At 69.2% G+C, this 24,056-nt stretch carries 23 protein-coding genes; 17 read left to right on the top strand and 6 right to left on the bottom strand.

Annotated elements, in window-relative coordinates; translation table 11 throughout:
* The first annotated feature begins 244 nt into the window (after positions 1-244).
* Positions 245-1,432, top strand: a complete 1,188-nt coding sequence (locus tag AB8M85_RS05445; protein WP_372697774.1) for an acyl-CoA dehydrogenase family protein — start codon at positions 245-247, stop codon at positions 1,430-1,432.
* Positions 1,433-1,463: 31 nt separating this feature from the next.
* On the opposite strand, the gene AB8M85_RS05440 is transcribed toward AB8M85_RS05445, so the two are convergent.
* Complete coding sequence (locus AB8M85_RS05440; protein ID WP_372697773.1) at positions 1,464-2,084, bottom strand: L-threonylcarbamoyladenylate synthase; 621 nt, start codon at positions 2,082-2,084, stop codon at positions 1,464-1,466.
* Between the two features lie 201 nt (positions 2,085-2,285).
* On the opposite strand from AB8M85_RS05440, the gene AB8M85_RS05435 reads away from it, so the two are divergent.
* The 4 genes from AB8M85_RS05435 (at position 2,286) to AB8M85_RS05420 (ending at position 5,001) form a co-directional block, all read left to right on the top strand.
* A complete protein-coding gene (locus AB8M85_RS05435; protein ID WP_372697772.1) occupies positions 2,286-3,650 on the top strand; it encodes an anion permease in 1,365 nt (454 codons plus the stop codon).
* Positions 3,647-3,883, top strand: coding sequence for a hypothetical protein (locus tag AB8M85_RS05430; RefSeq protein WP_372697771.1), 237 nt, complete (start codon positions 3,647-3,649; stop codon positions 3,881-3,883). Before AB8M85_RS05435 ends, AB8M85_RS05430 begins: the two co-directional genes overlap by 4 nt.
* Before the next feature lie 44 nt (positions 3,884-3,927).
* The gene (locus tag AB8M85_RS05425; protein ID WP_372697770.1) at positions 3,928-4,506 is read left to right on the top strand and encodes a dihydrofolate reductase family protein; all 579 of its coding nucleotides are present in this window, start codon (positions 3,928-3,930) and stop codon (positions 4,504-4,506) included.
* 75 nt (positions 4,507-4,581) lie between these two features.
* A complete protein-coding gene (locus tag AB8M85_RS05420) occupies positions 4,582-5,001 on the top strand; it encodes a hypothetical protein (RefSeq protein ID WP_372697769.1) in 420 nt (139 codons plus the stop codon).
* A gap of 28 nt (positions 5,002-5,029) precedes the next feature.
* On the opposite strand, the gene AB8M85_RS05415 is transcribed toward AB8M85_RS05420, so the two are convergent.
* On the bottom strand, positions 5,030-5,623 hold the full coding sequence (locus tag AB8M85_RS05415; RefSeq protein WP_372697768.1) for an adenylate kinase: 594 nt from the start codon (positions 5,621-5,623) through the stop codon (positions 5,030-5,032).
* Entirely contained in the window at positions 5,620-6,120 is a 501-nt protein-coding gene (locus tag AB8M85_RS05410) for a hotdog fold thioesterase (protein WP_372697767.1), read from the bottom strand. Before AB8M85_RS05410 ends, AB8M85_RS05415 begins: the two co-directional genes overlap by 4 nt.
* A gap of 85 nt (positions 6,121-6,205) precedes the next feature.
* Between AB8M85_RS05410 and polA the strand changes: the two genes are divergently transcribed.
* From polA to AB8M85_RS05390, 4 genes are all read left to right on the top strand, one after another.
* Positions 6,206-8,839 carry a DNA polymerase I gene (gene polA, locus AB8M85_RS05405; protein WP_372698525.1) on the top strand — a complete coding sequence of 878 codons (2,634 nt, stop codon included), beginning with the start codon at positions 6,206-6,208 and terminating at the stop codon, positions 8,837-8,839.
* Positions 8,839-10,167, top strand: coding sequence for a GNAT family N-acetyltransferase (locus tag AB8M85_RS05400; RefSeq protein ID WP_372697766.1), 1,329 nt, complete (start codon positions 8,839-8,841; stop codon positions 10,165-10,167). Before polA ends, AB8M85_RS05400 begins: the two co-directional genes overlap by 1 nt.
* Positions 10,168-10,359: 192 nt before the next feature.
* The gene (gene rpsA / locus AB8M85_RS05395; protein ID WP_372697765.1) at positions 10,360-11,829 is read left to right on the top strand and encodes a 30S ribosomal protein S1; all 1,470 of its coding nucleotides are present in this window, start codon (positions 10,360-10,362) and stop codon (positions 11,827-11,829) included.
* A gap of 120 nt (positions 11,830-11,949) precedes the next feature.
* The gene (locus AB8M85_RS05390) at positions 11,950-12,324 is read left to right on the top strand and encodes a hypothetical protein (protein ID WP_372697764.1); all 375 of its coding nucleotides are present in this window, start codon (positions 11,950-11,952) and stop codon (positions 12,322-12,324) included.
* A gap of 15 nt (positions 12,325-12,339) precedes the next feature.
* Here AB8M85_RS05390 and AB8M85_RS05385 read toward each other — a convergent pair whose 3' ends face one another.
* Complete coding sequence (locus AB8M85_RS05385; RefSeq protein ID WP_372697763.1) at positions 12,340-13,482, bottom strand: class I SAM-dependent methyltransferase; 1,143 nt, start codon at positions 13,480-13,482, stop codon at positions 12,340-12,342.
* A complete protein-coding gene (locus tag AB8M85_RS05380; RefSeq protein WP_372697762.1) occupies positions 13,479-14,171 on the bottom strand; it encodes a YigZ family protein in 693 nt (230 codons plus the stop codon). Before AB8M85_RS05380 ends, AB8M85_RS05385 begins: the two co-directional genes overlap by 4 nt.
* A gap of 71 nt (positions 14,172-14,242) precedes the next feature.
* Here AB8M85_RS05380 and coaE point away from each other — a divergent pair, with 71 nt between their 5' ends.
* From coaE to AB8M85_RS05355, 5 genes are all read left to right on the top strand, one after another.
* Positions 14,243-14,995 (top strand): dephospho-CoA kinase, encoded by a 753-nt coding sequence (gene coaE / locus AB8M85_RS05375; protein WP_372697761.1) that lies wholly within the window; start codon positions 14,243-14,245, stop codon positions 14,993-14,995.
* Positions 14,992-15,318, top strand: a complete 327-nt coding sequence (locus tag AB8M85_RS05370; RefSeq protein WP_372697760.1) for a hypothetical protein — start codon at positions 14,992-14,994, stop codon at positions 15,316-15,318. Before coaE ends, AB8M85_RS05370 begins: the two co-directional genes overlap by 4 nt.
* A gap of 86 nt (positions 15,319-15,404) precedes the next feature.
* A complete protein-coding gene (gene uvrB, locus AB8M85_RS05365) occupies positions 15,405-17,507 on the top strand; it encodes an excinuclease ABC subunit UvrB (protein WP_372697759.1) in 2,103 nt (700 codons plus the stop codon).
* A gap of 177 nt (positions 17,508-17,684) precedes the next feature.
* Complete coding sequence (locus AB8M85_RS05360; RefSeq protein ID WP_372697758.1) at positions 17,685-18,728, top strand: TerC/Alx family metal homeostasis membrane protein; 1,044 nt, start codon at positions 17,685-17,687, stop codon at positions 18,726-18,728.
* 119 nt (positions 18,729-18,847) lie between these two features.
* Entirely contained in the window at positions 18,848-20,188 is a 1,341-nt protein-coding gene (locus tag AB8M85_RS05355; protein ID WP_372697757.1) for an MFS transporter, read from the top strand.
* 1 nt (position 20,189) lies between these two features.
* On the opposite strand, the gene AB8M85_RS05350 is transcribed toward AB8M85_RS05355, so the two are convergent.
* The gene (locus tag AB8M85_RS05350; RefSeq protein ID WP_372697756.1) at positions 20,190-21,521 is read right to left on the bottom strand and encodes an alpha/beta fold hydrolase; all 1,332 of its coding nucleotides are present in this window, start codon (positions 21,519-21,521) and stop codon (positions 20,190-20,192) included.
* Between the two features lie 147 nt (positions 21,522-21,668).
* On the opposite strand from AB8M85_RS05350, the gene AB8M85_RS05345 reads away from it, so the two are divergent.
* The 3 genes from AB8M85_RS05345 (at position 21,669) to AB8M85_RS05335 (ending at position 24,048) form a co-directional block, all read left to right on the top strand.
* Positions 21,669-22,520 carry a metal-dependent hydrolase gene (locus AB8M85_RS05345; RefSeq protein WP_372697755.1) on the top strand — a complete coding sequence of 284 codons (852 nt, stop codon included), beginning with the start codon at positions 21,669-21,671 and terminating at the stop codon, positions 22,518-22,520.
* A gap of 37 nt (positions 22,521-22,557) precedes the next feature.
* On the top strand, positions 22,558-23,061 hold the full coding sequence (locus AB8M85_RS05340; RefSeq protein ID WP_372697754.1) for a hypothetical protein: 504 nt from the start codon (positions 22,558-22,560) through the stop codon (positions 23,059-23,061).
* 87 nt (positions 23,062-23,148) lie between these two features.
* Positions 23,149-24,048 (top strand): AAA family ATPase, encoded by a 900-nt coding sequence (locus tag AB8M85_RS05335; RefSeq protein ID WP_372697753.1) that lies wholly within the window; start codon positions 23,149-23,151, stop codon positions 24,046-24,048.
* Positions 24,049-24,056 lie beyond the last annotated feature (8 nt).

Here is a 24,056-nt window from a genome sequence, read left to right as displayed (position 1 = left end):
CCGTCGAGGGACCCCTCGGCCGCGCCACGGCATCTGCGTCAAGAGACATCCTGTGTCCTTGCCAGCAACCCGGGAAGCCGATGCGCAGATGCACCGCCGCGCTGCTGTGTGGTCCCCTCGTCGGCTGGTTTCGCGCGGCGGAGAGACGGAGTGGAGATGGCCCGAGGTCTGTTCTCTGCATAGGATCGGCAGGGGCGACGGCGCCGTGCCGTCGCCGTCGACGAGACCCGCGAAAAGGACAACAATGAGCCAATCGACGCCGACCGGGCACGCAGCCACCTCCGACGTACTGGACCTCGACGGACTGCTGAGCCCTGCCGAGCTCGAGCTGCGCGACACCGTCCGGGGTTTCGTCGATGCCCGGATCCGACCGAACATCGCCTCCTGGTACGAGGACGCCCACTTCCCCGTGGAGATCGCCCAAGAAATGGGTCAGCTCGGCCTGCTGGGCATGCACCTGCACGGCTACGGCTGCCCCGGACGCACGGCCGTCGAATACGGCATCGCCGCCATGGAACTCGAAGCCGGAGACTCCGGCATCCGCACCTTCGTCTCCGTCCAGGGCTCCCTGGCCATGTCGGCCATCCACAAGTTCGGCTCCGAGGACCAGAAGAACACCTACCTTCCCGGGATGGCGGCCGGCGAAATCATCGGCTGCTTCGGCCTCACCGAACCCACCGCCGGATCCGACCCCTCCTCCATGGCCACCACCGCCACCGAACAACCCGACGGGACCTGGATCCTCACCGGCACCAAACGCTGGATCGGCCTGGCCTCCATCGCCCACATCGCCGTCATCTGGGCCATGACCGAGGCAGGGGTGCGCGGCTTCCTGGTCCCCACCGACACCACCGGGTTCACCGCCACCGTCATCGAACCCAAGCTCTCGATGCGCGCCTCCATCCAATGCGACATCACCCTGGACGGCGTCCACCTGCCCGCCACCGCGATCCTGCCCGGGGCGAAGGGACTGCGTGGGCCGTTCTCCTGCCTGAACGAGGCCCGCTACGGAATCATCTGGGGCGCCATGGGCGCCGCCCGCGACTCCTACGAGGCCGCACTTGAGTATTCGAAGGAGCGGATGCAGTTCGACAAGCCGCTGGCCGCCTACCAGATCACCCAGACCAAACTCGTGGACATGCTGCTGGAGATCCAGAAGGGCACCCTGCTGGCCATCCACACCGGACGCCTCAAGGGCGCCGGCACCCTGCAACCGGTCCAGATCTCGGTGGGCAAGCTCAACAACTGCCGCGAGGCCATCCAGATCTGCCGCGACGCCCGCGCCATCCTCGGCGGCAACGGCATCACCCTGGATTATTCGCCGCTGCGGCACGCGAATAACCTGGAATCCGTGCGCACCTACGAGGGCACCGACGAGGTCCACACCCTTATCCTGGGCAACCACATCACCGGCACCCCGGCGTTCCGCTGACCGGCAGGGGGCACCGCCGTCGTGCCTTGTCCTATTCGAAGGGGGAGGAGTCGCCCATGCCGACCCGCAGGATCTCGGGGGTCCCGCTGGAGAAGTCGACCACCGTGGTCGGTTCGGTGCCGCATTCCCCGGAATCGACCACCGCGTCAACCTGGTGGTCCAGGCGCTCCTTGATCTCCCACCCCTGTGTCAGGGGTTCCTCCTCGTCCGGCAACAGCAGCGTCGTGGAGAGCAGCGGTTCACCGAGGGCCGAGAGCAGGGACTGCACGACGGCGTTGTCCGGGATGCGCACACCCACCGTCTTCTTCTTCGGGTGCAGCAGGCGACGCGGGACCTCGGGGGTGGCCCTGAGGATGAAGGTGTAGCTCCCGGGTGTGGCGGCTTTCAGGCTGCGGAAGACGGAGTTGCCCATCTCCACGAACTGGCCCAGCTGGGCGAAGCTGCTGCACATCAGGGTGAAGTGGTGCTTGTCGTTCAGGTGCCGGATGGTCCGGATCCGGTCCAGGGCGTCGCGGTTGCCGAGTTGGGCGCCGAGGGCGTAGCAGGAGTCGGTGGGGTAGGCGATGAGCGCCCCCTGCTGCAGCATGTCGACGATCTGGCCCACTGCACGCGGCTGCGGGTCCTGCGGGTGGACATCGAAGAATCTGGCCATGACAGGAGACTACGACCCCGCGGGTGATCGTGCACACCTTGAGGGTGTCGTGGGGGTTCGTCGAATTGACTGCTGCCCGGCCCCATCTATGATGAATGGTGCGCCGCGGGTAGCGAACGTGTGACCATGGAATGAATTCCTGGTTGGACGCCTTTCAGCGGACTGCCTGTGCACCTCTGCCATCTCCAGATTGGTTCCTTGATGGAAATCACGCTCATCGTTGTCCTGGTCATCGCATTGGCACTGTTCTTCGACTTCACCAACGGTTTCCATGACACGGCCAACGCCATGGCGACCCCGATCGCTACCGGGGCCATCAAGCCGAAGACCGCAGTGGCCTTGGCCGCAGTCCTGAACCTGGTGGGTGCCTTCCTCTCGACGGAGGTCGCCACGACCATCTCGGGCGGTCTGCTCCATGAGGGGGAAGGCGGATTCTCGATCGGCCCGGGCATCATCTTCGCGGGCCTCATGGGCGCAGTTGTCTGGAACATGCTCACTTGGTTGCTGGGGTTGCCTTCCAGCTCCTCGCACGCACTCTTCGGTGGCCTGATCGGCGCGGCGATCGTCGGTGCGGGATTCGGGGTGGTGAACTACGGGACCGTGGTCTCCAAGGTCCTGCTCCCCGCGCTGCTCGCGCCGTTGATAGCCGGCCTGGCCGCTTACCTGTGCACCAAGCTGGCCTATGGGATCACCAAGCGGCCCTCCGGGGTCTCCTCGCCCAAACGCGGGGGCTTCCGCGTGGGCCAGATCTTCTCCTCCTCCCTGGTGGCCCTGGCGCACGGCACCAATGACGCGCAGAAGACCATGGGCGTCATCACGCTCGCACTGGTGGCCTCGGGCCTCCAGGAGTCCGGCACGCATGTCCACTTCTGGGTCATCGCCGCCTGCGCCTTGGCCATCGCGCTGGGGACCTACGTCGGCGGGTGGCGCATCATCGCCACCATGGGAAAGGGCCTGACCGAGGTCAAGCCCGCCCAGGGGTTCTCGGCCGAATCCTCCACGGCGGCCGCCATCCTGGCCTCCTCCCACCTGGGATTCGCCCTCTCGACCACCCAGGTCGCCTCCGGATCCGTCATCGGCTCCGGGCTGGGGCGCAAGGGCGCGTCCGTCCAATGGCGGACCGCCGGCAGGATCGCCACCGGCTGGCTGTTCACCCTTCCCAGCGCCGCCATCGTCGGGGCCGCAGCCGCCGCCCTGACCTACCTGGGTACCCCGGGGCTCATCCTCGTGGCCGTCATCGGCTTCGGCGTCGTGCTCTTGATCTGGTGGCTCTCGCGCAAGGACGTCATCGGCCCGCACCACGCGGTCTCCGACGTCGACGAGGCCGGTGCCGCCGTGAACATCCCGACCAAAAAGCAACGCCGCAAGATGCGCAAGAAACAGCGCGAAGCCGAGCGGGCCGAGGCCGATCGCATGGTGCGTGAGGCCAAGAAGAAGAACAACAAGGCACCGAAGGACACCGCGCGGACCGACCGCCCGGACAAGGCCCCGTCGGCTTCCGCAGCCCGGAACGCCACCGGAGCCGCGCCCGGCGACGACAACCACGGCCCGGAGGGGACCCGATGAACATCCAATGGCTCTCGTTCGTGACCGTCACCGTCGTCACCCTCATCGCCTCGTTGTCGCTGGTGACGCTGTACTCCCTGGCCGTGCGGCTGAAGGCCATTGCCGAGGATGGGGGCCGGGGTGCAACGACCGCCAAGGGTGGAGCCGTCGCGTGCTTCATCCTCTGCGGCTGCGTCGTGCTGCTGGGCATCTACCTGATCGTGCCCCAGCTCGGCGGATCCGGGGGACACTGACGCCGACTCCTGCCCTGCGGCGTCCCATGTGACAGCATGGGCCCATGACACGCTTCCGCTACCTTGTGGCCGCCAGCGTCGATGGCTACATCGCCGACGAGCACGATTCGCTGGACTGGCTCTTCGCCTACGACGACTACCATGCCGGGATCGGGGATCCGGTGGCCGATTTCCTGAAGGAGATCGGTTCCCTGGTCATGGGCGCCGACACGTACCGCTGGCTCACGGCCCACCTGCGGGCCACCGGCGACCCCTGGCCCTATACGGGGGTTCCCTGCTGGGTTTTCACGCACCGCGAGCTCGCCGCCGAGCCGGGGACCGACCTGACGTTCATCCGTGGTGACGTCGGCGAATGGGTGGAGGACATCGCCGCCGATGCAGGCACCCGCGATGTGTGGGTCCTCGGGGGCGGGGGACTGGCAGGCCAACTCGCCGAGGCCGGGCATCTGGACGAGCTGGTCCTCTTCACCATCCCCGTGCTATTGGGTGGCGGACGGCCGCTGGCCAGCCTCAGGGCACCCCTGGCCCTGGCTCCAACCTCGACCCGCGACTATGGCAAGGGGGTGCGCGAGACACGCTACGACGTGGCGCCGCCCCCACCGCCCGGACGCGCCGGGGGCTAACCGACGACTGGCGCAGCGGAGTCGGCGGCCATAGGCTCGAAGAGGACCTTTGTACGCAGCGAAAGGACAAGACCCATGAAACTCAGCCACCTGCCATTGCGCCTGACCACCGGTGCCTTCATCCTGAATTCCGGCGTGGGCAAGCTCCAGATCGACGGCGAATCCGCCGCCGGCCTGCAGAAGATGGGCGCCTCGGCGTTCCCCCAGCTCGCGGACCTGGATCCGGAGCAGTTCGGAAAGTTCCTCAGCGCGGCGGAAATCGCCTTGGGCACGGCGCTGCTGTTGCCGTTCGTCCCCAGCCGCCTGGCCGGCCTGGGCCTGACGGCCTTCTCGGCCTCCATGGTCACGATGTACCTGAAGACCCCGGGCCTGACCCGCGAAGACGGCATCCGTCCGACCAGCGACGGCACGGCCGTGGCCAAGGACTTCTGGATGCTCGGCATCGGCCTGGCACTGGTGTTGGATTCGGCGAAGAAGAAGCGCAAAGCCAAGTAGCCGCGGGCCCTGGCCGCGTCCCCGGAGCCTATCCGGGGACGCGGCCGGTGGCTTTAACGCCGCGCAGCCACCGTGCCGTCTGCCGGGGGCAGCGGAACACGAGGACCTTGTGCGGCCCGTAGGTTTCCAGCAGGGAGCGCATCCGCTGCCGTTTCCCGCCGAACGACCGGGCGTGCCAGAGCAGGATGGAGTCCCGGGAGAACAGCTGGGCCCAGGTCTCGACGTTCCCGTTGCAGACCGGCTCGGCCTGGGTCACGCGGCGCAGGCTGCGCAGGACCAGCCGGCCCAGCGAGACCAGCCGCGGATAGTCCAGGCAGACGATCAGCTCCGCCCGTGCGGCGAGCTCCTGATGGTAGTGCCCGTAGGCGCTGTCGAAGACCCACTCCGGCGCTGCGGCCCGCTCCAGCGCCATCCTCCGCTGCTCGGCCGGGTCGCGCTGGACCCAACCCGGCAGCCAGCCGATCTCCTCATCGGCCAGGTGCACCCGAAGCCCGGCGTGGCGGCCGAGCTGCCCGGCCAAGGTCGACTTGCCCGATCCGGTGACCCCGACGATGAGAATCCGCCGCCGTGCGGCCGCAAGCGGCGAGGGCAGTGACGGCGGGGCCGCGCCGTCACCGGTCACGAGGGGTCCAGCAGCATGTTCGTGATCCGGGCCGTGCAGACCCGCTGCCCGGCCTCGTTGGCGATGGTGATCTCGTGCGCGGTCGTGCTCCGGCCCAGATGGATCGGCGTGCACACCCCGGTGACCAGTCCGGAGATGCCGGGCCGGTGGTGGGTGGCGTTGATGTCCAGGCCGACCGGGCGTCGGGTGGGGCCGGCGTGCATCGCGGCGGCGAAGGAACCCAGGGTCTCGGCGAGCGCGACGCTCGCCCCGCCGTGCAGGATGCCGGCGACCTGCTGGTTGCCCTGCACGGGCATGGTCGCCACCACGCGCTCCACGGTGATCTCGGTGAACACGATCCCCAGCTTCTCCACCAACGTCCCGACCCCGTGCGCACTGAGCATCGGCCACATCCCCACCGGCACCCCATGTCGGGTGAGCTGGTCCGCGAAGGGGTTCACCCCGGCGTCGTGCCCGGCCCCGGGGGCGGCCGTGCCGATCGTGTATTTGTCTGTCATGGGAACTAGGCTGGCACCTGTGAGCCCAGCAACCAAAAACGATGCCCCAGACTCCCGGCGCCTGCTCGTCATCGACGGCCATTCGATGGCCTTCCGCGCCTTCTACGCGCTTCCGGCGGAGAACTTCGCCACCGACACCGGCCAGCACACCAACGCCGTCTACGGCTTCGTCTCGATGCTCATCAAGATGATCGAACAGCGCAAGCCGACCCACGTCGCCGTCGCCTTCGACCTGGACACCCCCACGTTCCGCTCCCAGGAGTACAGCGAGTACAAGGGCGGGCGGAACAAGACGCCCGAGGAGTTCTACGGGCAGATCGACCTCATCCAGAAGGTCATGGAGGCCATGAACATCCCGTCCATCACCCTGGACGGCTTCGAGGCGGACGACATCATCGCCACCCTGGCACACACCGGCGAGGGCGAGGGCTGGGACGTGCTCGTCGTCTCGGGCGACCGCGACGCCTTCCAGCTGATCACCGAGAAGACCACGGTCCTGTACCCGAAGAAGGGCATCTCCGACATCCCCCCGATGGACATCGCCGCCGTCGAGGAGAAGTACTTCGTCCGTCCGGAGCGCTATCCGGACCTGGCCGCCCTGGTGGGCGAGACCGCCGACAACCTGCCCGGCGTCCCGGGGGTGGGACCCAAGACGGCCGCCAAGTGGATCAACCTCTACGGTGGGCTGGATGGCGTGCTGGAGAACCTCGACGCCATTAAGGGCAAGGTCGGCGATGCGCTGCGCGAACACGTCGATGCCGTGCGCCGCAACCGGCGCCTGAACCACCTGCTCACCGACCTGGACCTGCCCGTCGGGCTCGAGGCGCTGGAACTGGAGCACCCGAACCGCGACGCGATCGAGGACCTGTTCGATTCGCTGCAGTTCAACACCCTGCGCAAGCGCCTGTTCGACCTCTTCGGCGAGGATGAGGCCGAACCGGAGCCGGAAATGGAGATCCCCGCGCCGGACCTGCTCGGCTCCGCCGACGCCCTGGACGGCTGGTTCCACGAGCACGGCGCCCACAACATCGGCCTGCACCTGGACACGGTCCGCTCCGGCGACGGCTCCGACGACGTGGTCGGCATCGCCCTGGCCGCGGAGTCCGCCACCGGCTACGTGGACCTGGAGCAGCTCGCCCCCGACGCCGAGGCAACCCTCGGACGGATCCTGGGGACACCGGACTACAAGTTGGCCATCCACGACTACAAGGCCGGCTACAAGCTGCTCGCCGCCCGGGGCATCGAGCTTGGGCCCGTGGTGGACGACACGATGATCTCCGCCTACCTCATCCAGCCCGACCGCCGCAGCCACGAACTGGCCGACATCGCCCAGCACCACCTGCGGATCTCGCTCTCGCCCGAACCGGGTGCCGGCGACGGCCAGCTGGCCCTGGACCTGGAGGGGCCGGGAAACCATGCAGCGGTGGTCCGTGCCGCCCATGTCGTGCGGGAACTGAGCATCTACCTGACCGGACAGGTCTTCGAACGCGGGGCCAGCACCCTGCTGGCCGACATGGAGCTGCCGCTGTCGGTCGTGCTGGCGCACATGGAACGCATCGGGATCGCCGTGGACGCCGGGCGGCTGGCCGACCTGCTGGACGGCTTCGCGGCCACCATGGAAACCGCGACCGCCGAGGCCTATGCGGCGATCGGCCACGAGGTGAACCTCGGGTCCCCGAAGCAGTTGCAGGTGGTCCTCTTCGAGGAGTTGGGCCTGCCCAGGACCAAGAAGATCAAGACCGGCTTCACCACCGACGCCGACTCCCTGGCCGACCTGCTGGCGAAGACGCGGCACCCGTTCCTCGCCGCCCTGATGGCCTACCGCGACGCCTCCAAGCTGCGCCAGACCGTCGAGGGGCTGCAGAAGGCCCTCGCCGACGACGGCCGGATCCACACCACCTACGCCCAGACCGTCGCCGCCACCGGCCGGTTGTCCTCGCTGAACCCCAACCTGCAGAACATCCCGGTCCGCAGCGAGGCCGGGCGGCGGATCCGCGAGGTATTCGTCGTCGGCGAGGGCTACGAGACCCTGCTGACCGCCGACTATTCGCAGATCGAGATGCGGATCATGGCCCACCTCTCCGGCGACGAGGCGCTCATCCAGGCCTTCAAGGACGGCGAGGACCTGCACCGGTTCGTCGGCTCCCACGTCTTCGGCGTCGAACCGGCCGACGTCACCGCGGAGATGCGCGCCAAGGTCAAGGCCATGTCCTACGGCCTGGCCTACGGGCTGAGCTCCTTCGGCCTCTCCAAGCAGCTGAACGTCCCCGTCGACGAGGCCCGCGGGCTGATGAAGGACTACTTCTCCCGCTTCGGTGCCGTCCGCGACTACCTGCGCTCCGTGGTCGACCAGGCCCGCAAGGACGGCTACACCTCCACCATCGAGGGCCGCCGGCGCTACCTGCCGGACCTGGCCAGCGACAACCGGCAGCTGCGCGACATGGCAGAACGCGCCGCGCTGAACGCCCCGATCCAGGGCTCCGCCGCGGACATCATCAAACGCGCCATGCTCGGCGTCGACGCCGGCCTGCGCGAGCAGCAGCTGGCCTCGCGGATGATGCTGCAGGTCCACGACGAACTCGTCCTGGAGGTCGCCCCCGGCGAACTCGAGGCAGTCACCGCGCTCGTGCGCGAACAGATGGGAACGGCGGCCGACCTCTCGGTCCCGCTCGACGTCCAGGTCGGTACCGGCCACAGCTGGCAGGAGGCCGCACACTGATGCACACCACGACCCACACCACCGGCAACCTGCGCCACGAGCTCTTCGGCGCCGGACTGCTCCCGGTCGACGGCGACGGCGAACCCTGCGCCGACCAGCGCACCGCCAACTGGTTCCGCGCCGTGCGCACCGGCTTCCACGAGCAGCCCTACACCGCGCCCGAGGTCGCCCGCCTGGCGGCCTCCTACCAGGTCGACGGCCGCGTGCTGTTGGGCGTGTACGACGACGATGCCCCCGCACCGTCGCTGGATGCCGCGATCCCGGTGGCCACCTTCGCCGAATTCCGCAAGACCCTGAACACCGGTGCCGGGAACCTGGTCGAGAGCCACCTCATCACCGTCGTCACCGTCCGCCCCAGCCACCGCCGCCGCGGCATCCTGCGCCGGATGATGACCGATTCGCTCGAACGCGCCCGGGCCGCCGGCCTGCCGATCGCCGCGCTGACCGCCTCCGAGGGCACCATCTACGGCCGGTTCGGCTTCGGCCCGGCCACGGTGTTGGACTCGGTCCGGGTCGACGTCAAGGGCGGCCTGCCGGTGCAGGCACCGGCCGAGGGCCAGGTCGTCTCCGTCGACCCGGCCTCCTTGAAGGAACTGGCCCCGGCCCTGTTCGAGCGCTTCCACGCCACACACCGTGGATCCATCGGACGCCAGGATGCCTACACCCTGCGGGCCACCGGACGCGTCGGCCCGGACGCGGTCAAGGACGACCCGACGCTGCGGGCGGCGGTCCACCTCGACGCCGCCGGTGAACCGCAGGGCTTTTTGACCTATGCCTTTGCCGGATGGGACACCTCTCCGGTCACCATGAAAATCCGTGACCTGGTGGCCGCCACCGGGACCGCACGCCGGGAACTCTGGCGCTACCTCGGCGCCCACGACCTCGTCGAGCGCATCGACTACGGGGCAGCCGCCCCCGACGATCCGCTGCCGTGGTCGTTGGACGATCCCCGCCGCGTCACGGTCACCGAGCGCGAGGACCTGCTCTGGCTGCGGATCATCGATGTCCCCGCGGCGCTGCGTGCCCGGGAGTATGCGGCCGACGGCAGGCTGCGCCTGCGGGTCCTCGATCCGCTCGGCTACGCCGAGGGAACGTACGAGCTGGCCGTCGAGGGGGGAGTGGCCAGCGTGGACGTCGTCGACGAGGCCGGCACCCCGGCCGACCTGGAGCTCGACATCGCCCTGCTCGGTTCGCTGTACCTCGGCGGCACGGGAGTGCGGACACTCGTAGAGGCGGGGCGGATCCAGGCGGCTTCGGCAGAGGCCCTGGCCCGTGCCGAACGAGTGCTCGACCTGGCCGGTGCCCCCTACGCCATCAACGGTTTCTAGCCCCGCCCGGACCCGGATGTTGCGCCCTCGCCGGCGTTTTGACCGGCTGCCAATCGGGGGACTAAACTCAAGTGGTGACTGCTGGGGTGTTCCATGCCCTGCGTCGCAACAATTTCAGTTCCACCTTCGGAGCATGCCGGGACTTCCGGCCCTTCGACTGACGCAATCTATCCACATCGGAGCCCCTACTACATGACCATCACCTCCAACGAGAAGACCGGTACCCCGCAGGTCGCCATTAACGACATCGGGACCGCTGAAGACTTCCTCGCAGCCGTCGACGCCACCATCAAGTACTTCAACGATGGCGACCTCGTCGAGGGCACCGTCGTCAAGGTCGACCGCGACGAAGTCCTGCTCGACATCGGTTACAAGACCGAGGGTGTCATTCCTTCCCGCGAGCTTTCCATCAAGCACGACGTCGATCCCGGTGACGTCGTTGCCGTCGGCGACAACGTCGAAGCCCTCGTCCTCACCAAGGAGGACAAGGAAGGCCGCCTGATCCTGTCCAAGAAGCGCGCACAGTACGAGCGTGCCTGGGGCGACATCGAGAAGATCAAGGAAGAGGACGGCGTCGTCACCGGCACCGTCATCGAGGTGGTCAAGGGTGGCCTCATCCTCGACATCGGCCTGCGCGGCTTCCTGCCGGCATCGCTGGTCGAGATGCGCCGCGTGCGCGACCTGGCCCCGTACATCGGCCAGGAAATCGAAGCCAAGATCATTGAGCTGGACAAGAACCGCAACAACGTGGTCCTGTCCCGCCGTGCCTGGCTCGAGCAGACCCAGTCCGAGGTCCGCTCCACGTTCCTCAACAAGCTGGAAAAGGGCCAGGTCCGCCCCGGCGTCGTGTCCTCCATCGTCAACTTCGGTGCCTTCGTGGACCTGGGTGGCGTCGACGGCCTGGTGCACGTCTCCGAGCTGTCCTGGAAGCACATCGACCACCCGAACGAGGTTGTCGAGGTCGGCCAGGAAGTCACCGTCGAGGTCCTCGAGGTCGACCTGGACCGCGAGCGCGTCTCCCTGTCGCTGAAGGCGACCCAGGAAGATCCGTGGCAGACCTTCGCCCGCACGCACGCCCTGGGCCAGGTTGTGCCCGGCAAGGTCACCAAGCTGGTTCCGTTCGGTGCATTCGTCCGCGTCGAAGACGGCATCGAGGGCCTCGTGCACATCTCTGAGCTGGCCGTGCGCCACGTCGAGCTGGCCGAGCAGGTCGTCTCCGTCGGTGACGAGCTGTTCGTGAAGGTCATCGACATCGACCTCGAGCGCCGCCGCATCAGCCTCTCGCTGAAGCAGGCCAACGAGGGCGTCGATCCCGAGGGCACCGAGTTCGACCCGGCGCTGTACGGCATGGCCGCCGAGTACGACGAAGAGGGCAACTACAAGTACCCCGAGGGCTTCGACCCGGAGACCAACGAGTGGCTCGAAGGCTTCGAGACCCAGCGTGCCAACTGGGAGCAGCAGTACGCCGACGCCCAGACCCGTTGGGAAGCCCACAAGAAGCAGGTCGCCGAGCACCTGGCACAGGACGCCGCGCCCGCCGAAGGCGCATCGACCGAGTCCGCCTCCACGAGCTACTCCTCGGAGGCCCCGGCCCCCGAGGCCGGCACGCTGGCTTCGGACGAGGCCCTCGCCGCACTGCGCGAGAAGCTCACCGGCAACTAGTCTCCAGCGTTCGCGCCGGGGCTTTGCCTCGCCGGGGTCCACACACCACGCGTGTGTGGGCCTCGGCCCTTTTTAACCACAGGACCCGCCACCGGCGGTCCGCGGACGCGAGGAGATGGCATGGACACCTCGGGATGGATCCCGACCACCCGCGAGGACGGGGAAACCGTCGGCTACCTGGAACCGGTGACCGCCGACTACGGACTCGTCCAGCCACGCAACCTGCTCGGCCACCCCGTGGGCGGCCCGGCGGAATTCATGGAGGCCGAGGACCTGTTGATCGAGCGCGGCATCTCCGAGCTCGCCGGGCGCTGGACGCTGCGCGGCGTCGCGGACGACTTGCGTGATGGCGTGGTGATCCTCGAGGCCTCGCCCGACGGCATCGTCGTCGCCCACGGGGATCTGGCCAAAGCCGGCATCTATGGCCGACGCGTACGCGTTGGCTGGCCCGACGCCGCGGGCCTGCTGACACGATCCGCCACCGAAGCGCACTGATCTCGGCCGGGGTGGCTACCCGCGGGTCGAGACCGTGACGGTGAACTTCGGGTTCCGGGCCACCTGGCGGGTCGGGCCGACCAGCCGCTGCAGGTGTCCCCGGTAGCCCAGATGCGAATTCCAGACGCACCACAACTCGCCGCCTGGGGCCAGTACCCGTCCGGCGTCGGCGATCAGCTTCAGCGCGATGCCCGCATGGACGGCATTGCCCACATGGAAGGGCGGGTTCAGCACCACGAGCTCGCGGGAGGAATCCGGGAGCGCGGACAGGGCATCATCGCGGGTGGCCTCCACCCGGTCGCCGACGCCATTGGCCGCGGCCGTCGCCCGCGTCGACGCCACGGCCGAAGCGGACTGGTCGCAGGCCAGGACCTGCAGTCCTGGACGGGCCAGGGCCAGGTAGGTGGCGATCGTGCCGTTGCCGCAGCCCAAGTCGACGGCGGAGGCGGCGTCGCGGGCACCGGCCAGCAGCGGCAGCAGGAAACGGGTACCAGGATCCAGCTTCGCCCCGCCGAAGGTGGCCCCGAAGGCGCGCAGCCGCAGTGGTTGCGGCAGCCCGACGTCGTACTCGGAGGCCAGCGGGAAGCGGGGCGCCGGCAGGGCCGCTGCCGGGCGACTGCCGGTGGCGGTGAGGACCCGGGACTTGTGTGCCGCGCGGCTGGCCGCCACCGTGTCGAAGTAGCGGGCCAGGACCTGGTTCATTGCCAGGTTCATGTGCTTGACCCGTCCGCCGGCCAGCAGCACCACCGACGGGTCGGCGTGCTGGGCCACCAGGTCGGCGATCTCCTCGAGGGCGTTGAGCGAGCGCGGCAGCTGCAGCAGCACCAGCGTCGCCCCGGCAAACAGGCCAGGACCCAGCGGCTGATGGACGTATCCGCCGGATTCCAGCCCCAGCCGTCCGGCGTTGGCATCCAGCGCGCGTTCACCCGAGAGCCGGTCCTGGTGCACCCGGACGCCCGTGGCCCCGTGCGCCCGCACGCCGAGGGTCAGTGCGCCGTAGTGGTCATCGACCACCACGACGGAACCGACGGCGCCGGGCAGCAGGCGGGACTCGACGGCGGCGTCGAGCAGCAGGAGGTCGGCGCCGTCGTGTGCCTGGAGCTCGGGGGACTCGATGTCCGGCCAGCGACGCAGGCCCGAGGGATCAAAAGCGCTCACGGCACGACCCCACCGGGCGTGTCGACCCAGGCCGTCCCGGCGGCGACCGCGGTGCAGGTCCCCGCCGTCAGGGTCGCGAGCCGGGCGGCGATCCCGTCGGCGACGGCCGGGCCGTCGGGCACTGCGAGGCGCAACGTGGCCGCCCGGGGGCCGTAGTCGGTGCCCAGGACCGTGGTTCCGCCGGAACGGAGCTCGTTTTCCAAACGCCCGGCGTCCGCGTGGGCCGCCTCGACGGTGAACAGCGCCATCCGCCGGCGACGGACCAGCGGTGCACCGTCCAGGGCGGAGGACACGGCCTGGGAATAGGCCCGGACCAGGCCGCCGGCCCCGAGCAGGACGCCCCCGAAATAGCGCACGACGACGGCCGTGGTGTCGGACAGGTCGGCCCGCCCGGTGGGGCACTCCCGCTTGGCCAGCGCCTCGAGCATCGGCAGGCCCGCGGTCCCGGAGGGCTCGCCGTCGTCGTTGCTGCGCTGGACGTCGCGGTCCGGTCCCAGCAGGAACGCCGAGCAGTGGTGCCGGGCGTCATGGCGGCGTCGGCGCAACTCGGCGATGGCCGTACGCGCGGCGTCCTCGTCGGCGGTGCGGAACAGGTAGGCGATGAACCGGGAGCGCTTGACCTCGAGCTCGTGGACATGCTCGGCGGCGACGGTCGTGTACTCGACGGTCGAGGAGGTGGGCCCGGGCATCCCACCAGTCTAGACGGAGCGGCCGGACCGCCGCCCCACGCCCGGTGCCACGCTGCCCCTAGACTGGAGACATGCTTGACGTGGGACTGACCGGCGGGATCGCCGCAGGCAAATCGGCCGTTGCCGCCCGGCTGGTGGAGCTCGGCGCCGTGCTCATCGACGCCGATGCCCTGGCCCGCCAGGTGGTCGAACCCGGGTCTGCGGGCCTGGCAGCCATCGTGGACGCGTTCGGCGCCGAACTGCTGGACGCGGAGGGGCGGCTCGACCGGCCGGGGCTTGGGCGCATCGTGTTTGCCGACGCCGCGGCCCGCGAGCGCCTGAACGGCATCGTCCACCCGCTGGTCCGTGCCGAGGCGGCGCGGATCCGCGGGCAGGCGGCAGCGGCGGAGGCGCCCCGGGCACCCGTGGTCCTGGTGCAGGACATCCCGTTGCTGGCCGAAAGCGGCCAGGCCGGCTCCTTCGACGTGGTCGTCACCGTCCAGGCCCCGGAGCACGAACGGATCCGGCGGATGGTCCAGGACCGGGGGATGGATGCCGCAGATGCCGCGGCACGCATCGCGGCGCAGGCCACCGACGAGGAACGCGCCGCCATCAGCCACGTCGTGCTTCACAACTCCGGGACGACGGCGGAACTGCTCGCCGCCGTCGACGACCTCTGGAATGCCCGGCTGCTGCCTGCCGCCCTCGCAGCGGCCGACGCCTGCGAGCTGGAGTCCTCCGACGGGGAGCGCACCGACCAGACACCCTCCGACGAGACGCCTTCCGGCCAGGAGCGCATCGACGAGACGCCTTCCGGCCAGACGGCTTCCGGCCGGCAACCGTGAACGGGGCGCCGGTCGGCTACCGCTTCGGCGACGGGATGAGGTGGGTCACCTGGCTGTTCATCTCCACCGGCGTGCTGTGGGCCGTGGCGATCGTCCTGTGGCTGGCTGCCGGGGGCCGTGCCGAGTTCACCACCGGCACTGCCCCGTGGAGCTGGCACGTGCTCGTCCCGGCGTGGATCACCCTGGCGGGCATCGTGCTGGCGCTGGGCGGCTGCGTGGTTTTCGCCCAGCAGATGGTCGGGGCCATCCTCGGCCGCTTCGAGCACAGCGGCTTCCTCGATCCCCCGGCCGGGCGCGCACCGCGGGAGCGCCCGCGCAAGTGAGCTGCGCCGTCGTGCCCTGCCAGCACCCGGTTAAGCCGTGGGCGGGAGCTGCCCCGACCGTCGGGCACGGGGCGTAGCCTAGATCCATGAGTCTTGCGCAGGAGATCAACCGTGTCGTCGCCCCGTTCGAGGTCATCAGCGACTACGAGCCGGCGGGCGACCAGCCCCAAGCCATCAAGGAACTGGCGGAACGGGTCAACGGCGGCGAGAAGGACGTGGTCCTGCTCGGTGCCACCGGTACCGGCAAGAGCGCGACGACCGCGTGGCTGATCGAGAAGATCCAGCGGCCCACGCTCGTGCTGGTGCAGAACAAGACGCTGGCCGCCCAGCTGGCCAATGAGTTCCGCGAATTGCTGCCCAACAACGCCGTCGAGTACTTCGTTTCCTACTACGACTACTACCAGCCCGAGGCGTACGTCCCGCAGACCGATACGTTCATCGAGAAGGATTCCTCCATCAACGAGGAGGTCGAACGCCTGCGGCACTCGGCCACGAATACGCTGCTGACCCGCCGCGACGTCATCGTCGTCGCCACGGTCTCCTGCATCTACGGCCTGGGCACGCCGGAGGAATACGTCGCCGGGATGGTGACCCTGCGCAAGGGGATGGAGATGAACCGCGATGACCTGCTGCGCAAGTTTGTCTCCATGCAGTACGCGCGCAACGACATGGACTTCCACCGCGGGACCTTCCGGGTGCGGGGGGACACCGTGGAGATCATCCCGATGTACGAGGAGCAGGCGCTGCGCATCGAGTTCTTCGGCGACGAGATCGAGCAGATCCACACGCTCCACCCGCTCACCGGGGACGTGATCCGCGAGGAGGAGGAGATGTACGTCTTCCCCGCCAGCCACTACGTGGCCGGGCCGGAGCGGATGAACCGGGCCATCACCGACATCGAGGACGAACTGCGCGTGCGGCTGAACGAGCTCGAGGGGCAGAACAAGCTCGTCGAGGCCCAGCGGCTGCGCATGCGCACCACGTACGACCTCGAGATGATGCAGCAGATGGGTTTCTGCAACGGCATCGAGAACTACTCCCGGCATATCGACGGCCGCGGACCCGGCACCGCGCCGCACTGCCTGCTGGACTACTTCCCCGACGACTTCCTGCTCGTCGTCGACGAATCGCACGTGACCATCCCGCAGATCGGGGCGATGTACGAGGGGGACATGTCGCGCAAGCGCACCCTGGTGGAGCACGGCTTCCGGCTGCCGTCGGCCATGGACAACCGGCCGCTGAAATGGGACGAGTTCCTCGAGCGCATCGGCCAAACCGTCTACCTTTCGGCCACGCCGGGCAAGTACGAGCTGGGAAAGTCCGATGGCGTCGTGCAGCAGATCATCCGTCCGACCGGCCTGCTGGATCCCGAGATCGTGGTCAAGCCGACCAAGGGCCAAATCGACGACCTGCTCGACGAGATCCGGACCCGGACCGGCAACAACGAGCGCGTGCTGGTCACGACCCTGACCAAGCGGATGGCCGAGGACCTGACCGACTACCTGACCGAGCACGGCGTCAAGGTCCAGTACCTGCACTCCGACGTCGACACGTTGCGCCGGGTGGAGCTGCTGCGCGAGCTGCGGATGGGTGTCTTCGACGTGCTCGTGGGCATCAACCTGCTCCGTGAGGGCCTCGACCTGCCCGAGGTCTCGCTGGTCGCGATCCTCGACGCCGACAAGGAGGGCTTCCTGCGCTCGGGCACCTCGCTGATCCAGACCATCGGTCGTGCCGCCCGCAACGTCTCGGGGCAGGTGCACATGTATGCGGACCGCATCACCGATTCCATGGCCCATGCCATCGAGGAGACAAACCGGCGGCGCGCCATCCAGGAGGCCTACAACACCGAACGCGGCGTGGACCCGATGCCGCTGCGCAAGAAGATCGCCGACATCACCGACCAGCTCGCCCGTGAGGATGCGGACACGCAGGAACTGCTGAACAACCAGCGGTTGGCCAAGGGCGCCCGCAAGTCGACCTCGAAGACCCGCAAGGCCGAGAGCGAGGTCCGCAGCGATGGACTGGCCGCCGTGCCGGCCGAGGACCTCGTGGACCTGATCACGCAGTTGACGGATCAGATGCACGGTGCCGCCGCCGAGCTCCAGTTCGAGCTGGCCGCCCGGTTGCGCGACGAGGTCGGGGACCTGAAGAAGGAATTGCGCCAGATGCAACAGGCGGGCCACGCGTAGGGGATGCGGTAGGATCTTCCCGAACGTAGGGGAGTATCCCAAACACTGTGGACGTCAGCACGCAGGGCACTGTTGCCCCGCCGGGCACAGTGGCCGACCCGGCTGCCGGGCGGCGGAGAGACTTGCGGCCATGCCCCATTTCCCCAGCCGGCGCCGAGCGCGCCCGGAAAGGTTACCGTGTCGGAACACCTGACAATCCAATTCGAAGTCATCTCGTTCGTGGCCCTGGGCCTGATCCTGCTCTTCGACCTGCTGTACGTGGTCAAGCGACCCCATGAACCGTCCATGAAGGAAGCCGGCCTGTGGGTCGGCTTCTACGTGACCCTGGCGATCATCTTCGCCGGACTGCTGTGGTGGCAGGCCGGCCCAGCCTACGGCCAGGAATTCGTGGCCGGCTGGATCACCGAATACAGCCTGAGCGTGGACAACCTGTTCGTGTTCATCATCATCATGGCCCGGTTCTCGGTACCGCGGAAATACCAGCAGGAAGTGCTGATGTTCGGCATCATCATCGCGCTCATCCTGCGCGGGATCTTCATCCTGCTCGGTGCCGCCCTCATCGAGAACCTGACCTGGATCTTCTACATCTTCGGCATCTTCCTGCTGTGGACCGCCTGGAAGCAGGCCACCGACAGCGACGACGAGGACGAGGAAGGCGAAAGCGGCCTCGTGGCCCGGCTGACCGCGAAGCTGCCGGTCAGCAAGGACTACGACGGCAACAACCTGCGCACCACGATCGACGGCAAGAAGATGTTCACGCCGATGGTGCTCGTCTTCATCACGATCGGCATGACCGACCTGCTCTTCGCCGTCGACTCGATCCCGGCCATCTTCGGCCTGACGCAGAGTGCGTTCATCGTCTTCACGGCCAACATCTTCGCCCTCATGGGGTTGCGCCAGCTGTACTTCCTGCTGGGCGGGCTCATGGAACGCCTGGTCTTCCTCAAGCACGCACTTTCGATCATCCTGGCGTTCATCGGCGTCAAGCTGATCTTCCACGCGATGCACGAGAACGAACTGCCGTTCATCAACGGCGGCGAGGGGATCCACTGGGTGCCCGACATCAGCACGGGCTTCTCGCTGATCGTCATCGTCGGCACGCTCGTGATCGCCACGGTGGCCAGCCTGCTCAGCCCCAAGGGCAAGCGGGCCGCAGCCGAGGCCCAGCAGCAGGCCGCAGCCGAGTCGCACCCCGGCGACGACCCCGAGAACCGCGCTTAGGCGCTCGCTGCCGGCTTCCAACGCGACGATCCCACAGGGCCGAGGGCCCGGGCACCTGCCCGGGCCCTCGGCGTGGGTGCCGCCCTGCAGGAGCAGGGCCCATTGGGTAGGCTGCTCGGGTGACACACCCTTCCGCCACCCCGCTAGCAGCCGAGGCAGTGCGCCGCCGGCACCAGCGCCGGGTGGTCGTCACCTTGTCGCTCGCGCAGCTGCTCAGCGGCATCGGCAACGGATCCGGGCTGGCCCTGGGATCGCTGATGGCCGTGGAGCTGACCGGAAGCAATGCCTTCGCCGGCGCCCCGACCATGGCGATCTCCGTCGCCGGCGCACTCACCGCCCTGCCTCTGGCTGGCCTGGCCATCCGCAGGGGACGAGGCCGTGCCCTGTCTGCCGGGCTGCTGCTCGCGGCCCTCGGCGCGATCGGCATGGTCCTGACCCCGATCGCCGGGAGCTTCGGCCTGCTCCTGGCCTCCGCCGCGCTGTTGGGGGTGGGGAACGCTGCCAACCTGCAGGCCCGTTTCGCCGCAACGGATCTCGCCGAACCCCGCAGCCGGGCCCGCGATCTGGCTTTGGTGGTCTGGGCGATCACGATCGGCGCGGTCACCGGACCCAACCTCATTGGGCCGGGTGCGGTCCTCGGAACGCGTTTCGGCCTGCCCGAGATGAGCGGGCCCTTCCTGTTCTCGCTCACCGGGATGCTGCTCTCCGTCGTCGTGCTCAACATCGGGCTCCGCCCGGATCCCCTGGCGTTCGTGCACGCCTCCGGAGACCTGGCGGAACCCCGGGGCACCGGCCCGTCGACCATCCGCGGCGGACTGGCGGTCCTGCACCGCAACCGCGGCGCCCGGCTCGGGGTGCTGACCATCACCGCGTCCCACCTGGTCATGGTCGCCGTGATGTCCATGACCCCGGTGCATTTGAAGGACCTCGACGCCCTCGCGGCTGGAGGCCACGCCGGCTCGATGGCCGGCCACCATGCGAGCCTGAACGTGCTGGTGCTGATTGGATTCACCATCTCGCTGCACATTGCCGGAATGTATGCGCTGTCCCCGTTGGTCGGGCTGCTGGCCGACCGGCGCGGCCGGATCGCCACGATGCTCGTGGGCGACGCCGTGTTGGTCGCCGCCCTGCTCACGGCAGGACTCGGCGCGTCCCACACCTGGACCGTGACCGTCGGCCTGGTGCTGCTCGGGGTGGGTTGGTCGCTGGCGACAATCGCCGGTTCGGCCTATGTCTCCGAAAGCGTGGCGCCGGGGCACCGGGTGCAGGTCCAGGGCCTCTCCGACGCCTTGATGGGTGCTGCCGGTGCCCTCGGCGCAGCGGGTTCCGGGTTCGTGCTGGCGCTCATCGGATTCCGCGGCCTCGGGCTGGGCTGCCTGGTGGTGGTCCTGCTGGTCGCCGCGTACGCCCTGCTGCAGCCGCGCCGGGGGAGGGCGGCCGGCATGGCAGAGCGCCGGTAGGTCAGCCGTCGGCTGGCTCCGGCGTGGCCGCGTCCTCGGCGTCGGTCATGCCCAGCAGCCGGGCGAAGATCGCCGCCCCGTCGTCCGCGATGCCGTCGTGGTGGAAATCAGCCGTCTCCCAGACCCGCAGGCCGCGGACCCTGGAGGCCGTGGCCAGGCTGATGTCCCGGTCGACGTACACATCGTCGTGGTAGACCGCGGCGGCCACCGGCACCGGGTTGGAGGCGAGGACACCGGCGTCGTACAGGGCAGGCCAATCCTCGCGTTCGGCGAGGATGCGGGCCACGTCCTCCAACGGGCGCAGGACCGGGTCGTCCTCGAAGTACCAGCGGTAGACCATCTCCCCGGTGAGCAGCGGCTCGGCGGAGGCCGGGTCGAACGCCGGGTATTCGGCGGCGACGCGTTCGGCCGCCCAGCGGGTGGCCCGGCCCTGCGCGTAGATCGATTCGTGCATGAGCGCGTACAGGGGATTCGCCGCGCGGCTCACCTGGTGGGCGAGGACCTCGGTGAAGGCGTCCGAGAGCCGCGGTCCGGCGGGCGTGGGGATGAAGGCCGCCTCGAAGACGAAGTGCAGCTGGTCCATGCGGGTGTTCCCGCCGAGGAACTGGCCCAGGACCTGGACGAGCCCGCCGGTGATGCGACGACCGTTGGGCAGGTGCTCGTGTTCCTGCTCGACATGGCGCATGATCCGGTTCAGGACGATGCGGTCCTCCGGGTAGCGTTCGAAATACTCGGCGTTCCGGGCGGCCATGCGCGCGTAGGTGGCCCGGTAGACCTCCTCCGGGCCGCCGTCGATCGGACCGAGGCCGCCGGTGACGAGGCAGCGGTCCAGCGAGGCGGGGGCCAGGGACAAATAGGCCAGCGTGCAGAACCCGCCATAGCTCTGGCCGAAGGTGCTCCAGGTGGTGATGCCCAGCGCGTCCCGGATGGCCTCGGCGTCGCGCACGATGGAGTCCGCGCGGAAATGCGCCAGGTAGGACGCCTGGGCCGCCGCGTCTCCGCGTAGCGGCAGCGACTGCCGGTTGGCCGGGGTGCTCAGCCCGGTGCCGCGCTGGTCCAGCAGCAGGATGCGGAACGTCTTGGCCGCTTCGGCCATCCACCCGGTCAGGCTGGACACGCGGGGGCTCTGGCCGCCAGGGCCGCCCTGCAGGAACAGCAGCCACGGCAGGGCGTCCGGGGTGTCATGGTCCAGCGAGGAGATCTCCCGGGCGAAGACGGTGATGGTCTCGCCGTCCGGACGGGCATGGTCCAGTGGGACGGTGAAATGGTGTCCGGTGGCCCGCAGGCCGCGGAACTCATGGGTGTTTTCCACGCGGTGCATCAGTGCGGTCATGTGACCAACACTACCGGCCGTGGCGACGCGTGGCGGCGCCCACCTGTCGGCCCCGTTGCCTAGGGTGGGTAGGCGCGGTGGCCCCCGCAGGAGGATGGTCGCCGGCCCCGCCGAGACGCCCCATCGAGCGAAAAGAGAGCACCGCCCATGATGGGAGGACACCATGCCGCCAGCGGCGCGGCCGTATGGATTGCCGCCACCACACAGCCGGTGCTGGCCCTGGGGCCGCTGGCCGACCGGTTCGCGTTCCTGCCGGCCGAGCTGCCGCTGGGGTTCGGCCTGCTGGAGGTGACGCCGGCCGGCGTCCTGGCCGGTGCACTGGCCTGTGCCGGGGCCGCCCTGTTGCCCGATGCCGACCACCGGCGCGCCACCATCGCCCAATCGCTGCCACCGGTCTCCAACGCCTTCTGTGCGGGAATCGGCGAGGTGGCCGGCGGGCACCGCAACGGGACGCATTCGCTGTTCGGGATCGCGGTGTTCACGGGCCTGGCCTACCTGCTGGGACTCTGGCAGATCGAGGTCCCGCGGTTCGGCACGGTCTTCCCCGGGGCCGGGCTGTCGGCGGTGCTGCTGATCGCCTTCGCGGTGAAGGCGCTGAAGTTCATCCCCGATTCCATGCGCCGGCTGCCCTGGCTGGTCTCGGTCCCGGCCGGGGCCTTCGTGGCGCTGTTCGCCCCGGAGGAGCAGTACTGGTTCGTGCTGGCGATGCTGCTGGGCACCGCGACGCACATCGCCGGCGACCTGCTCACGGTGGGCGGGTGCAACCTCATCTGGCCGGTGCGCATCAGGGCTCCGCGGCGCGTCCGGCGGGTTCCGCTGTTGCGGCAGGTGTGGAAGCGCAGCGGGCGGCTGGCGGTTCCCGTGCTCGGCCGGGCAGGTTCGTGGCGGGAGTGGCTGCTCTGCGTGCCCATCTCGCTGTATGCCTTCGTGGGGCTCGTGGTCCCGATTGTCGAGATCGCCCGGCACCGGGCCGAACCCCTGGTCGCGCTGCTGCCCTGACCGGTGCCGGTCCGGCGGGCGCTGCTAGGATCCACGCATGGACCGACACCTCGAGCAGTTCCTGGAGAACTTCGCCCGGCTGGCAGATGCCGCCGCAGCACGCCCGGCGGACCACCAGGGCGAACAGCTCTGGGAAGCCCTGGCCGAGCACCTCGGCCAGGACGCCGCCGGGATACCGGGGGTGCTGGAGGAATTCGGGGCACACCGGCTGGCCGACGCATCGATCCTCCTGGCCGGGGTGGAGGGCATCCGCCGGATCATCGGGTGGGGATCCGAGGAACGGCATCACCTGTCGCTGGCTGACCTGTTGCAGAGCCGGCAGTACCACCGGGCACCTGTCGCCGCGCCGGGCTACCGGACGGTGGCGGTGGGCCCGGCGGAGAGCCGCCGCATCATCGATGACGGGCTGTTCCTGGTGGACGGGGTGTTCGGCCGGCTTGCGGTGTGGCTTCGGGGAGCCAACCCGCAGTTTGGCCGCGTGTCCGCCGGCCTCGAGATCCTCGGTGGGGACCCGGACCGGGTCGACGCGTTCAGCGCCTAGTTCCGGGAGGGGCTGCGCACGCAGAGCATCTACCGCGGACACGTCGTCTCCTTCACGGCCAACGAATTCGAACCGACGACCGGCGGGGTGACCTTCCACCACCGCCCTCAGCTGCCGGCGGAGGACCTCATCCTCCCGCCGGGGCTGCTGGAGAAAGTCCGGCACCAGGTCATCGACCTGGGCCTGCGCCGCGAGGCCATGCGGCGGGCCGGCCAGCACCTCAAGCGCGGGGTGCTGCTCTACGGTCCGCCCGGTACCGGAAAGACCCATACGGTCCGCTATCTGCTGTCCCGGTCCGCAGGGGCCACCGCGATCCTGCTCTCCGCCGGGTCCCTTGCCCTGGTCGCGGAGGCAGCCCGGATGGCGCAGGCCCTGCAGCCGGCCATCGTCGTGCTCGAGGACTGCGACCTGGTTGCCGAGGACCGGGGCTTCGGCCCGGGATCACAGCCGCTGCTCTTCGAACTGCTGGAGGCGATGGACGGGCTGGATGCCGATGCGGACGTCGCGTTCGTGCTGACGACCAACCGGGTGGAGTCCCTGGAGCGGGCACTGGCCCAGCGCCCCGGACGCGTGGACCTGGCCGTGGAGATCCCCCTGCCAGGCCAGGACGAGCGGCGCGCGCTGCTGGAGCTCTACGCGGGACCCCTGGGGTTCTCGGCGGAGGCCAGCGAGCATGCGGCGGCGGAGACCGCGGGAAACACAGCATCCTTCACCAAGGAGCTGGTCCGTCGCGCAGTGCTGGCCGCGGCGCTGGAGGACCGCGAGGTGGGAGATGCCGACCTGGAAGCGGCAGTGGATGAACTGATGTCCGCCGGTTCGGACTTGACCCGGAGCCTGCTGGGGGCGGGCGACGCGGATCCGGACGGGGCCCGGCTCCGGGATTTCGGGGGTACCTCCGAGTCGTTGGCCAGGGGCTCGTCGTTCGGTTGGTTTCCGTCGCGGGCCGGCTCCTCCGGGGCGCCCGGTTTCACCGACGAGGAAGGCTAGCCGGGCCG

Origin of the sequence: Arthrobacter sp. JSM 101049 (assembly GCF_041679245.1) — a bacterium.
Classification (GTDB): Bacteria; Actinomycetota; Actinomycetes; order Actinomycetales; family Micrococcaceae; genus Arthrobacter_H.
This window is presented reverse-complemented; position numbering and strand designations above follow the sequence as displayed.

What these genes read in the sequence shown, in the direction of transcription:
- AB8M85_RS05445 (WP_372697774.1), top strand. Translation starts at nt 245, where the DNA reads ATGAGCCAATCGACGCCGACCGGGCACGCAGCCACCTCCGACGTACTG.
- AB8M85_RS05440 (WP_372697773.1), bottom strand. Translation starts at nt 2,084, where the DNA reads ATGGCCAGATTCTTCGATGTCCACCCGCAGGACCCGCAGCCGCGTGCA.
- AB8M85_RS05435 (WP_372697772.1), top strand. Translation starts at nt 2,286, where the DNA reads ATGGAAATCACGCTCATCGTTGTCCTGGTCATCGCATTGGCACTGTTC.
- AB8M85_RS05430 (WP_372697771.1), top strand. Translation starts at nt 3,647, where the DNA reads ATGAACATCCAATGGCTCTCGTTCGTGACCGTCACCGTCGTCACCCTC.
- AB8M85_RS05425 (WP_372697770.1), top strand. Translation starts at nt 3,928, where the DNA reads ATGACACGCTTCCGCTACCTTGTGGCCGCCAGCGTCGATGGCTACATC.
- AB8M85_RS05420 (WP_372697769.1), top strand. Translation starts at nt 4,582, where the DNA reads ATGAAACTCAGCCACCTGCCATTGCGCCTGACCACCGGTGCCTTCATC.
- AB8M85_RS05410 (WP_372697767.1), bottom strand. Translation starts at nt 6,120, where the DNA reads ATGACAGACAAATACACGATCGGCACGGCCGCCCCCGGGGCCGGGCAC.
- polA (WP_372698525.1), top strand. Translation starts at nt 6,206, where the DNA reads ATGGCCTTCCGCGCCTTCTACGCGCTTCCGGCGGAGAACTTCGCCACC.
- AB8M85_RS05400 (WP_372697766.1), top strand. Translation starts at nt 8,839, where the DNA reads ATGCACACCACGACCCACACCACCGGCAACCTGCGCCACGAGCTCTTC.
- rpsA (WP_372697765.1), top strand. Translation starts at nt 10,360, where the DNA reads ATGACCATCACCTCCAACGAGAAGACCGGTACCCCGCAGGTCGCCATT.
- AB8M85_RS05390 (WP_372697764.1), top strand. Translation starts at nt 11,950, where the DNA reads ATGGACACCTCGGGATGGATCCCGACCACCCGCGAGGACGGGGAAACC.
- AB8M85_RS05380 (WP_372697762.1), bottom strand. Translation starts at nt 14,171, where the DNA reads ATGCCCGGGCCCACCTCCTCGACCGTCGAGTACACGACCGTCGCCGCC.
- coaE (WP_372697761.1), top strand. Translation starts at nt 14,243, where the DNA reads ATGCTTGACGTGGGACTGACCGGCGGGATCGCCGCAGGCAAATCGGCC.
- uvrB (WP_372697759.1), top strand. Translation starts at nt 15,405, where the DNA reads ATGAGTCTTGCGCAGGAGATCAACCGTGTCGTCGCCCCGTTCGAGGTC.
- AB8M85_RS05350 (WP_372697756.1), bottom strand. Translation starts at nt 21,521, where the DNA reads ATGACCGCACTGATGCACCGCGTGGAAAACACCCATGAGTTCCGCGGC.
- AB8M85_RS05345 (WP_372697755.1), top strand. Translation starts at nt 21,669, where the DNA reads ATGATGGGAGGACACCATGCCGCCAGCGGCGCGGCCGTATGGATTGCC.
- AB8M85_RS05340 (WP_372697754.1), top strand. Translation starts at nt 22,558, where the DNA reads ATGGACCGACACCTCGAGCAGTTCCTGGAGAACTTCGCCCGGCTGGCA.